Consider the following 12051-nt stretch of genomic DNA (forward strand, 5'->3'; position numbering starts at 1 on the left):
TGCGCGTAGCGCGGGTGTCGGGTAGTTTACAAAAGCTTGAATCGAGATGTTTTGTGAGTTTGCAAATGGCTACATAGGTAGTTGTGGGCTACGTGGGGATTATGAAAAAAATTAAGACTTTTGGCACAGCGGCAATTTTCGCCAGTAGTCCGGCACTAGGATGGCTTCCAGGTATACCCGGCGGGATCCCATGTATGTATATTGCCCGGAGGAGTTTCTGGGAAGCAAAACCCAGTGCAACCTAGAAGCATTGATAGAACGGCTGGAAGAGGGGGGTCGCACCCTTTTGAGCCAGTTGTTTGACGTTCGTTACCCTTACTGGAAGCGTAATCTCCGCAACAACATTCGCTTGGTGGGGGAGCTGCGCTATGTAGGCGAGGTACCCGTTCTGGTTTTGTTTGGCCTCTGGCCGAGAGGCAGTCACGAATACCGGGAGTTCTTAGACCGACGGCGAGATCCGGATTATCAAGAACGGGTGCGGAGCTGGGTGCCCGATGACCGTTTGCAGGCGTGGCTGGCGCAGCGGCACGAACCAGGGGATCCGCCAAACTATCTCCCCCCTCTGCCCGACGAGCTGTATGAATGGACACAGTTCTTGAATGCTTCCAACCCGCAAGAGCGGCTGGTGTTGGAAAGCGGGGAATGGGTTCGGCAAGTACGGGCCCTTTCTCCAGAGCAGCGGCGCCAGGCTTACCAAGCAGTATCCCGCTTGGTAATTGAAGGCGGGCTCTACCGGCAGCTCCCGCCGTTTTATCTGGAGGCAGAGGTCAAATGCTGGCAGGAGGGATCCCTGTATCTGGCCGTCAGCTTGGTACAAGCGTGCGAGCAGCCAGGGAGATTGTTTCCATTTCTCATTGGAGTTTACGACCACGCCCCAGAGCAAAAGGAACGGTTTGAGCTGGGATGCCAAACCTGCCTCTTTGGGATGAAAGCCAAGCAGCCAGACATTCTCCAGCACCCGCAACCTTTGGAGGTGTGGAAGCGGTACGCCCGTCGCGCCTACCCCGACTACATGGTGGCGGATGAGACCATTTGGTTGGAAATGCAGGAGATCACAGAGGGAAATTTGGCTTTGTCCATGGAGGAGGAAGAAATCCTGCAGAGTACATCCATGCCCCTACTGATCAACGGAAGGGCCGGGAGTGGCAAATCTCTGATGTTGTACTACCGCTTTGCCGACTATTGCAGCCACTACCTCAAAACTTCAAAACAGAGACCTCTTGAGTACCGCCCTCTCTTTTTGACCTACAGCCCAAGCTTGGTGCAGCAAGCCCGCGACAGGGTAAGTTCAATTTTGCGCATCAGCCACCGCTATCGGGAGGAGGGGTGCAGCTTCTCCACAGAGGAAATTCAGCAGTGTCAAGCTTTTTTTAGCACTTTTCAGGATTACCTGCTGAACTGCCTTCCTGCCGAGCGGCAAGAACGCTACCAACCGGATCGGTATGTCAATTTTTATCGATTTCAGAGCTGGTATTGTGGTCGCCGCGATGTAGAGCTGGCTTGGCACACCATTCGCACGCTGATCAAAGGCTATGAGGTCAGTGACTATTTGGATCCCGATAGCTACCGAGAATTGCCTGAGGCCGACCGCAGTGTGGATGAAGAAGCCTTCGAGCGGATTTACGAAGAGATTTGGCCAGGCTACCGGGATCGAACCACCCATGAGGGCTACTGGGATGACCAAGATTTGGCCAGAGATGTGCTGCAGAATGGCACTCTTAATCCTATTCATCCAGTCATTTTTTGCGATGAGGTTCAGGACTTTACCCAACTTGAGCTGAATATCATTTTTTGCTTATCTCCTTGGGGAAAATACAAGTTGGATTGGGCTATTGATCACCTGCCCTATGCCTTTGCCGGGGATCCCTTGCAAACCATTAACCCGACGGGATTTCGTTGGGCTGCCCTGAAAAAATACCTCTACGAGCATATCCGCGCCTACTTGTTGCCGAGCCATCCCTTTGAGATTGCAGGCCCGCAGGAGCTGAGAAACAACTATCGCAGCAATCCACAAGTTACTCGTTTTAGCAATGTAGTCAACCTGTGGCGGCGAGTTCTCAGCAAGAGTCGAGAAATCTATCCCCAACAGCCCTGGCGTCCCCATGAGCAGGGCATGCCGGTTCAAAGGTTTGTGCTGGATGGTCGGGAAAGAAACTTAATCGAAGATGAGCTTAGAAAAATGCTTAGTGATCTCACAGGAACAGTCTGTATCTTACCCTGTCCTGTGGGAGATGAGCTGAACTACGTGCGTCAGGATCCCGAACTCCAGAAGATCTTTGCCGAGGAATTGAAGCAGAATCTTAAACCACCGCTCCTGCAAACTGCTACGTCTGTTAAGGGAATGGAGTTCAAAAAAGTTATCCTCTACAAGTTTGGAAACGCCTATCGACAAAACTTTAACCGGCAGCTTAATTATTACGCCCGAGGAGCTGGGGAGGCGATATCCCTGCAACTCCATTATTTTCTCAACCAATTGTATGTCGGCATTACCCGCCCCATCGAGGCCCTGGCCATTGTGGACACCTCTGCCGGTTGGCGGGAGTTCTGGGATCCAAGCTTAGAATCCAACTCTTGGCTCGATCATCCTTCTCTGCAACCGGATCGGTCGGAATGGGAGACCGACCCACCGGTATTGGGTTACCCTGTCAAAGGCATCAATATCCAGTACTGGACCAATACAAGCTTGGAAGATCTGCAGGAGGCAGCTCTTGAGCTTCTCAGGCGCGGCATCGAGGAGGGCAACCTCAAACTTCTGGAGGATGTTCAAACTCTGGCGCGGAAGGCAAAAAAACCACCTCTAGAACAGGAATGTCAGGCCTGGCTCCTCAAGCTCCAGAGGGATTACGTTTCCGCAGGGCAAAAGTTCCTGAGCCTGGAGCAGTCTGCTTTGCCCAACAAAAATCTTAAACGAGAAGCCTGGGAGTGCTTTTGGAGAGGGAAGGCCTGGTTGGAGCTGCAGCGTAACGCCGCCTACTTTGCTGGATGTCCTGGGATCCCAGACTACAGCCCCTTGGTGGACTTGATGGTGGCGACCCAAAGAACCTCTGTCAAGTCTATGGAGCGCTTCCGACAGGTGGTGCGGGTGCGAGATTGGCTGAGCGTTGAAGTCAGCCCCAAAGATAGGGACTTCGTCCCGCTTACACGAACGGATTCCACCTGGAAAGAGTGTGTACAGCAATTTTTGGCAGAGCTTGAGCAAGTTCTCAACAACTTGGGAACTTTCCGCCCTCAGGCAGAGGCCCGCAGCCGGTTTTTGCAAGAGACCCTTGAGGCTTTGAAGGGACGTCTGGCCTTTCTCGGCCAGCGGCAGCCGTTCGCGAATCAGTACTACAAGATTTGGGGTATCTGTCACTTCTATCGGCAGGAATTTGAGCGGGCGGTAGAGGTTTGGGATCAGGGGGGCCAAACGGAGCATTCCCCCTACTACCGGGCCAAGATCCACCTGGAACCCCTTCCCGGCAAGGTGAGGTGGCTATCCAAAGACCGCCAAGACTCGGTGGTGCTGGACCGATGGCAAGAGGCAGGACGTCCCCTCACAGGCGAGTGGGCAGAGTACATCGGCGACGTCGTCACCAGTCTGGAGCGCTTGAAAGACTGGCCGATGATGCTGCGAGTTCTGATCCAGTGCCGAGAGTGGGAGAAGCTCTGGAAAACGGTGCAGGCCCATCCTCAGGCGTGGCAGCGGGGACACGATTACGAGCTGGTGGCCTGCATGGCCCGGGACACCCAGACCAACTGGGAAGAGCTGAGGCGACAATTGCCCGGCCTGCGAGATTTCCTGCACGAGGTGGTCACCAGCGTACAGATGGAGCGGGCCTGGTGGCTACAGCCCCTGGAGGTAGGCTTGGCTTGTGAGCGATTGGGCCACTACCGAGACACGCTCAGGTTTTACGAGCGCTTCACCGAAAGCAGAACCGGCAGGCTGACCAGTCAGCAACGCTCTCAAATCCGGCAGCGCTGGCTGGTGACCCACCAAAGGTATCAGGAGGTTCTCCAAGCAGAAGGACGCCCAACAGACCGTTTGGCAGAGGAGTTTCGACAGGCTCAAGAGCGTTGGAGGAAGCAGCTGCCCCAGGCAGAACCTGAGCTGGACGAACGGGATCCCTGGGCGCTTGACTTTGTGGAGCACCCCAGCCCTGTCCAAAGTTGGCTGCTGCAGCGGGCCCAAACCGACACCCAGAGCCGACTCAGAGCGGAAATCGCCCAGGCGCTGGAGCATCTAGACGAACGACACTTGCAGCAGGTGCACAGCTTGATCCAGCGCTTTTCGCGCGCCGACCCATCCACCTAGGCTGGCTCCGAACGCAGGCCGGGAGGCCTATTGCAGGATTTGGCGCAGGCGCTCCAAGGCCCGTCGGTTCTCTTCAGGGGTGCCCACCGTCAGACGCAGCCCCCCACCCGTGTAGCGCACACCAGTCCCCAGCTCCTGCCAGGCCCGCTGCAGCTCTTGGGGATCCCAGCCGGCCACCCGGAAGTAGAGGAAGTTGGCTTGGCTGGGCCACACCCGCACCCCTGGCAGCTCCTGCAGAGCTTGATAAAGGGCTTCCCGCTCCTGACAAATTAGCGTCACGTCGGCCAAAAGCTCCTCGGCATGCTCCAAAGCCATCTGAACCGCCCACTGAGAAAGGGCCGTGAGGTTGTAGGGCAGGCGGATCCCATCCAACACTTGCATAAGCTGTGGATGACCCACAGCATAGCCCACCCGGTGGGCCGCCAGGCGAAAGGCTTTGGAGAAGGTGCGCAAGATTACCCAGTTGGGATGCTCCGCCAATTTGGGCAGGGCTGTGTGCCGGCTGAACTCAAAATAGGCCTCATCCAAAATCACCAGAATCTCTTCGGGTAGCCCTTCCACCCACTCCCACTCTGCAGCCGTCAGGCCATTCCCCGTCGGCGAGTTGGGATCCACCAGGCACACCACCCGAATCGGATGCTCCCTCAAAGCCTGTTGACATCGCTCTAGATCCAGAGCAAACGTCTCCGGGTCGCGGGGAACCCGCACCACTGGGATCCCCAGGCTCTGGGCCAGGATGGCGTACATGGAGAAGGTGGGCTCTGCCACCAAAATGCCGCCCCGCCCGCCCAGACAGGTGGCAATCAGCAGGGAGCGGATCAGCTCATCCGACCCATTGCCCAGGCTGATCTGCTCTGGCTCCGCTCCGGCATAGGCGGCGATGGCCTGCTTCAGGCCCCGGTGGTGGGCATCGGGATAGCGGTTGCTGGGGATCCCCTTTTCCCAAAGGAGGGAGAGCTTCTGCTTAAAGCCCGCCGGCCAATCGAGGGGGAACTCATTGGCATCCAGCTTGTCGGCAGCCGGGGCTGGCACAGCGTCGTAGGGCTTGAGGTAGAGCAAGTCGGGGCGCAGATACTGCAGAGCACACATCTTCCTGACGGGGAGAAGTAGCTATTATATCAGGGCCAACCCGACCACTTATTCTTTTGTCAGGGATCCCTGCTGACGTAGCGCCTCAAAAAGGGCAATCGCCACGGCATTGCTGAGGTTCAGGCTGCGCACCGGCCCCCGCAACGGAATGCGCACGCTGGGATAGGTTTCCAAAAACATGGGATCCAACCCCCGGCTTTCGCTGCCGAACACCAACCAGTCTCCCGGCTGATAGGTTACTTCCGTATAAAGGGCTTTGCCGCGCACACTAAAACACCAGAACCGGGCCTCAGGGTGGGCCTGCACCAGAGCAGACCAAGAGGGGTAGCGATACAGTTGGACGTGCTGCCAATAGTCCAGCCCCGCCCGCTTGAGGTAGCGATCCGAAAGGCGAAACCCCAGAGGATCCACCAGATGGAGAGGCGTATCGGTGGCTGCACAGGTGCGGGCGATATTCCCCGTGTTGGCCGGGATCTCTGGGGCAACCAAAACAACGTGGAAGGGCATAATCCTATCCTACTTGCCCCCAAATCCGCGGTTGCCGCCCCCTTTTTTACCCCCACCTTTGCCCGGTTTGCGGCTGGGCTGTTGCCGAGAGGGAGAGGCCGTTGAACGTCCGCGCCAACTGGGATCCCCGCCGGGAAGAGAGGTACGCCCACCCCCCCAACCCATACCGGGAAAACCGCCACCCATGCCCATGTTGCGCATCATGTCGCGCATGCGTTGAAAATCACTGACCAGTCGGCTGACATCCTCCAGCTTGTGGCCAGATCCGCGGGCCACCCGTCGTTTGCGGCTGACGCTGCGGGCCAACAGATCCGGGTTGCGCCGCTCTTCGGGGGTCATGGAGTTGATCATGGCTTCGGCGCGGGCCAGTTGGTCTTGTCCCTTTTGCAGTTGTTCCTCGCTGATTTTGCCCATCCCTGGCATCAGTCTCAGCAGCCCTGCCAAGGATCCCATGCGTTTAATTAGGCGCATCTGCTTGAGGAAATCGGTGAAATCAAACTGGGCGGTCATCATCTTCTCCGCCATGCTGGCGGCATCTCCCAGGTCGATTTCCTCTTGGGCTTTTTCCACCAGGCTGAGGATATCCCCCATACCCAGAATGCGGGAGGCCATGCGATCTGGGTAAAAGGGATCCAGCGCTTCCACCTTTTCGCCGACGCCGATGAACTTGATGGGCTGGCCGGACACTTGGCGAATGGAGAGGGCGGCTCCACCGCGGGTATCCCCATCCAGCTTGGTGAGAATGGCCCCAGTGATGCCCAAGCGCTCGTGGAAGGCTCGGGTAAGGCTGGCTGCCTCTTGGCCGATCATGGCATCCACCACCAGCAGGATCTCGTGGGGCTGCACCGCCGCCTTGATCCGCTCCAGCTCCGCCATCATCTCCAGGTCGATCTGCAGGCGACCGGCAGTGTCCAAAATCACGTAGTCGTAGCCCTGCTGCCGGGCCGCCTCCACCCCCTGCCGGGCAATCTCGACGGGATCTGCTTTGCCCAGGTCGAAAACGGGGATCTGAATTTGCTGGCCCAGCGTCTTGAGCTGGTCGATGGCCGCCGGACGGTAGATGTCTCCGGCCACCATGAGAGACTTCTTGCCCTGCTTGCGCAAATACAGAGCCAACTTGGCGCAGGTGGTGGTTTTCCCGGATCCCTGCAAACCGGCCATGAGGACAATGGTGGGAGGCTGCTCCGCTTGGGCAATGGGCACGTTGGCTTCCCCCATCACTTTCACCAGCTCGTCGTGGACGATCTTGATGAACTGCTGATCCGGCGTCACCCCCAGGATGACCTCGGATCCCAGGGCAGCTTCCCGCACATCCTCGATGAACTGCTTCACCACCTGCAAGTTGACATCCGCATCCAGCAGGGCTCGCCGCACCTCCCGCAGAGCTTCTTGAATGTTGGTTTCGGTGATCTTGTCCTGGCCGCGCAGCTTTCTCCAGGCCAATTCCAACTTCTCGGAGAGGGCATCAAACATGGGTACTGTGGATCCTGTCAGGCGCTTTGGGGGCATTTCCTACCATAGTCGAATCGGGGCGACTCCATCTTGGGGATCCCAACCAAGGTGGCTATCCCGGCCCAGAAAAACTGGCGACTTCACAAAAGTTTAAGCAACAATAGAGGGCGTTGCATGCAGATCTTCCATGGTCAGCGTCGCTTCCCTTCCCTACAGCACCACCGACTGGCAATTGGGCTATCGCTCCCTATCCCAGGAGTACGACTATTGGATTACGGAGATCGAAGGACGGATCCCGGCAGGGTTGCGGGGAACCCTGTTTCGCAACGGCCCGGGCAAGCTGGAGGCGGGATCCCAGCGCTACGGGCACCCGTTCGATGGCGATGGCATGGTCTGCGCCATCACCTTTGTGGAGGGGAAGGTTCATTTTCGCAACCGGTTTGTGCGCACCCGCGAGTTTGAAGCAGAGGAAAAAGCCGGTCGGGTGCTTTACCGAGGGGTGTTTGGCACCCAAAAGCCGGGCGGCTGGTGGAGCAACTTTCTCGACTTGCGGTTTAAAAATCCCGCCAACACCAACGTCATCTACCAGGGAGATAAGCTGCTGGCCCTGTGGGAGGCCAGTGCCCCTTACCGGCTGAACCCGGCCACCTTGGCCACCGAGGGGATCGAAACGTTTGCAGGAGGGATCTCGGCCAGCCAGCCTTTCACTGCCCATCCCCGGCGGGATCCCCACACGGGAGATCTCATCGCCTTTGGGGTGCGGGCTGCCCAGAACTCCACGTTGCTGTTTTATCGTCTGGACTCGCGCGGGCGCTTGGTGGAAAAGCGGGATTACCGCCTGCGGGGCTTTGCCTTTCTGCACGATTTTGTCTGGACACCCCGCTACCGCATCTTTTTCCAAAATCCCTTGGCTTTCAATCCCCTGCCGTTTGTGTTGGGCTGGCAACCGGCGGGCACCTGTCTGACCTTGAAACCGGGGGAGCCGACCCGCATCTGGCTCTTTCCCCAGGGCGATAAGCCGCTGCAACTGGAAGCGGAGCCGGGGTTTGTTTTCCATTTTGTCAACGGCTACGAAGTCGGGGATCGGGTTGTGGTGGATGCTGTCCTCTATGAGAACTACCCTGCCCTGGAGCCGGATGCCGATTACCTGCAGATTGACTTTGCCCAGATTCCGGCGGGCAAGCTGTGGCGGTTCTATCTGGATCCCAAGGGGGGCAGCGTGAAGCGGGAACTGCTGCTGGATCGCTCGGTGGAGTTTCCGGCCATCCACCCGGCTCGAATGGGGGGATCCCACCGCTACATCTACATCGGGGCCACCCATGCTCCTGGCCCCAATGCTCCTCTGCAAGCCATCCTCAAGCTGGATACCGCCACAGGCCGCACACAGCAGTACAGCTTTGCCCCCCGCGGCTTTGTGGGAGAACCGGTGTTCATCCCCGATCCAGAAGGTCAGGGCGAAGAGGCAGGGTGGATCGTGACGGTGGTTTTTGATGCGGCCAGCCAGCGCTCTCAAGTGGTGATCCTAGAAGCAGCCGACCTGACAGCCGGCCCGGTTGCGCGGATCCCATTGCGGCACCACATTCCCTATGGCCTACACGGCAGCTTCACTCCGCAGGTGTGGGCAACGCCTGCCTAAGCGATGAGCTTCAAGATGGCTGAATGGATCCCCTTGGCTGAGGGAATGCAATCCAGCCCTTAGAGAGCCCTGGGGATCGGTCAGTCGGATCCCGGCTGTGCAGAAACACCTCCAGTCAGCGTTGCCGGAAAAAACTACAGGTACTCTATTCGTTTCAGCTTAGGGTGAGACGCCTGGGCTACTGAGAAAAGCCTTCTGGCTCTGCACCTTCAATGTTTTGGGTGTGAGTATAATGTCCTAGTTCGAATCGAAATGACCATAAAGATGAAATGGTTCTGTCTGGGGGATAAACATTCTGCGGCCTGAGAACCATTCCCTTGGAACAGTTGCTAGTATTGGCTACACGTCGGCTACAGTGTTGACAACTGCTGGCTCCCCAGTTCCCGACGAGGGCACCTGCTGGGAGTTTGTCAATGGAAGCAGGATGGAAAGACGCTGTTGGGCGTTGTTAGGCTAGTGAATGGTGTGTTGAGCAGGTCTTGGGTCAAGAGCAAAGTTATGGCCTGTTTTTGCAACGGTAAATGTCTGCCGCCGAGCATTCTGAATTGACAGCAACGGAACCGTCACAATGTCCTCCGATCTGAGACCTCCCTTTCGACCTGTACGGCCCCCCAGACCCAGCTCAACCGGCGAGGCCAAGGGATCCCTGTCATCAGCGAAAGCTCAGGATCCTGGTGCTGATCGCGACAGCGGGACGGAGTCCTTGCAGCCCGTTGTCAGCACCACCGCTACCTTGGGGGAAAAGAAAGCGGCAGAAAGAGAGCGAGTCTGTCTGGAACCCATCCCGCCGCCTGGGGAGAAGATGCAATACCGAGCTATTGGCCTCATCGAAGGGCAATACATTCCCTCCCCAGAGCATTTTACCCGCGGGATTTTGCGCACCTCGGATGGCCTGGATCTCAATGCCGTATTGCTGGGCCGGGTGATGAGCCTGGTACGGAAGCACCTGAAGCCGGAACGCAACTACCTGTGGGTGGTTTATCCTCGCACCCGCGACAAAACCGAAGATCTGCACGTGCAGTTGCTGGGGGTGTGGGCCCCAGAAGAAATGGGGCGAACTCTCCCCGAGGGATCCCGTCCGACGGTGGTGCCGGATTGGTTTTCCATCCGGGGCGAGGTCGTTTTTCAATCGCAGGAGAAAGGGTTCATCATTGTCAAGATCCGTCAATCGGGCAAAAAAGCTTCCGCCAACTCTCCCTCTCAGCGAGTCCAGAAGGATGGAGCCGCAGCCCCCAAGCCCCAAGCCTTCAAATTGCGCCTGATCGGATCCCTGCCGGGCAAAGGGGTAGGCAATTTCTGGGATCTGCAGGTGCGCCGCCGTGGATCCCTGCTCTATGTGGAGGCGGGCACTCCCATCGGCCCTGTGCTCAAAACGCCGCCGCGCCCACGCCTGAAGCGTTCAACCCCCCGACTCCAGAAGGGCCCTCTCCCCCCGCCGCGAGGGCAGCAGCCCATTTCCAATCCACAAGTGTATCCGCCGCGGGATCCCGCAAAAGTACCCAAGCCGGTTAAGAGAAAACGCCCATAAACTGGGCTAGTAGATCCTGCTTTAATGGAGCTTTTCATGTTGACCTTCTTGTTGTGAACCATTCTTTTACCCTGGTTAGGCCGTGGCAGAACCAACTCCTCCCAACAAACCTCCCAACAAAGATGAATTCATTTCGCCTCGCTATCCCTACTGGGGCGAAGTGAAGCCGCAGAACCTAGTTTTTGATGCCAACCTACAGGAATTTAGCAATAAAGTGTCCTTGATTTGTAGCTTGGAAACCGGGGGCAAAATTACCCCGGAAGAAGCCTACCGGCAAATCAAGGAGCTGTGGAAACAACTCAAGCAGACCAAAAAAGCCATCTTGGACAATCCCCAGTGGAAGGAGTCTCCCCCCGACTTGCCGGAAGAGTAGCCGGCTGGATCCTGGCTAACCGCAAACGGTGTACACTGGGCGCGGACGCCGGGCTTAGTCAGGGAAGATGAGGACTTTTCCTTCGCCGGAGGCGCTGCGTCGGCTGCCAGCAGGGGCTGCGGATGGGGCCATCATTCTGGGCACGTTGGTTCTCCTGGCCTTGGTGGCGCAGGTGGGAGTGGGGGCTTTTGAGGGGTTTCAGCCTCCGGCGGTGGTGCCCCGGATCGACTTGGATCCGCGCAACCTGCCCTACTATGCGGCCCGCTCCACCTTGCGCATGTTCATTGCCTTGGCCTTTTCCACCCTTTTTACCTTGATCTATGGCTACATTGCTGCCAAAAGTCGCTGGGCCGAGCGCATTTTGATCCCCCTGTTGGATGTCTTGCAATCGGTGCCGGTGTTGGGATTTCTCTCCATTACGGTTACCGGTTTCATTGCTCTGTTTCCTGGCAGCTTGCTGGGGCTGGAGGCGGCTTCTATCTTTGCCATCTTCACCAGCCAAGTCTGGAACATGACCTTTTCCTTCTACCAATCCCTGCGCACTCTGCCTCAAGAGTTGGTGGAAGCGGCTACCTTGTATCGCCTGTCGGGGTGGCAGCGCTTTACCCAGTTGGAAGTGCCGGCGGCAATGGTGGGCCTCATCTGGAACGCCATGATGAGCTTTGGTGGGGGGTGGTTCTTTGTGGCAGCCAGCGAAGCCATCAGTGTGCTCAACCAGGAATACACGCTGCCGGGGCTGGGATCCTATGTGGAAGCGGCCGTCCAGGCGGAGGATCTGCCCAAGCTGGGCTGGGCGCTCCTGACCATGGCCGGGGTGATCCTGCTGGTGGATCAGCTCTTCTGGCGGCCTTTGGTGGCTTGGTCGGATAAGTTTCGCCTGGAACAGAGCAGCGGGGCTGCTGCCCCCGAATCCTGGCTGTACGATCTGCTGACCACGGCGCGGATCCCGCGGCTGATCGGCAGTTGGCTGTCCCCCTTGGCAGAGTTGGTGGATCGGCTGTTGTCCTATCTGACTCGCCCGCACTGGGTGGATCCCCTCAGTCCTGAGGCCGAGCGACGCCGCGAGCGGCTGCTAACCCAGCTTTCCTGGGCAGCTATTGGCGGCATTGGGATTTGGATTGTTTATTTTGTGGCTACCACTGTGGGCTTTGGAGAGGTGATGCTGACCTTCGGGC

General features: G+C 57.7%; 8 protein-coding genes. 5 read left to right on the forward strand and 3 right to left on the reverse strand.

From position 1 onward, the window contains the following. The first annotated feature begins 160 nt into the window (after positions 1-160). A complete protein-coding gene (locus NW856_RS02180; RefSeq protein WP_414398874.1) occupies positions 161-4291 on the forward strand; it encodes a hypothetical protein in 4131 nt (1376 codons plus the stop codon). Between the two features lie 27 nt (positions 4292-4318). Here the strand turns inward: NW856_RS02180 and NW856_RS02185 are convergent, their stop codons facing one another. From NW856_RS02185 to ffh, 3 genes are read right to left on the reverse strand one after another with little or no spacing between them, the layout of a single operon-like run. Next, positions 4319-5380 carry a histidinol-phosphate transaminase gene (locus tag NW856_RS02185; RefSeq protein WP_011431927.1) on the reverse strand — a complete coding sequence of 354 codons (1062 nt, stop codon included), beginning with the start codon at positions 5378-5380 and terminating at the stop codon, positions 4319-4321. Between the two features lie 48 nt (positions 5381-5428). Beyond that, on the reverse strand, positions 5429-5887 hold the full coding sequence (locus tag NW856_RS02190) for a tRNA (cytidine(34)-2'-O)-methyltransferase (RefSeq protein ID WP_414342486.1): 459 nt from the start codon (positions 5885-5887) through the stop codon (positions 5429-5431). Positions 5888-5896: 9 nt separating this feature from the next. Then, the gene (ffh, locus tag NW856_RS02195; protein WP_414398875.1) at positions 5897-7360 is read right to left on the reverse strand and encodes a signal recognition particle protein; all 1464 of its coding nucleotides are present in this window, start codon (positions 7358-7360) and stop codon (positions 5897-5899) included. A gap of 166 nt (positions 7361-7526) precedes the next feature. Between ffh and NW856_RS02200 the strand changes: the two genes are divergently transcribed. From NW856_RS02200 to NW856_RS02215, 4 genes are all read left to right on the forward strand, one after another. Next, the gene (locus NW856_RS02200; protein WP_414398877.1) at positions 7527-8975 is read left to right on the forward strand and encodes a carotenoid oxygenase family protein; all 1449 of its coding nucleotides are present in this window, start codon (positions 7527-7529) and stop codon (positions 8973-8975) included. Positions 8976-9543: 568 nt separating this feature from the next. Continuing rightward, on the forward strand, positions 9544-10503 hold the full coding sequence (locus NW856_RS02205; RefSeq protein ID WP_414398878.1) for a hypothetical protein: 960 nt from the start codon (positions 9544-9546) through the stop codon (positions 10501-10503). Between the two features lie 82 nt (positions 10504-10585). Further along, positions 10586-10876 (forward strand): hypothetical protein, encoded by a 291-nt coding sequence (locus NW856_RS02210; protein WP_414398879.1) that lies wholly within the window; start codon positions 10586-10588, stop codon positions 10874-10876. Between the two features lie 67 nt (positions 10877-10943). After that, on the forward strand, positions 10944-12051 hold a 1108-nt coding region (locus NW856_RS02215), incomplete at its 3' end, for an ABC transporter permease subunit (protein ID WP_414398881.1).

Origin of the sequence: Synechococcus sp. R3-13 (assembly GCF_047462195.1) — a bacterium.
Lineage (GTDB): Bacteria > Cyanobacteriota > Cyanobacteriia > Thermostichales > Thermostichaceae > Thermostichus.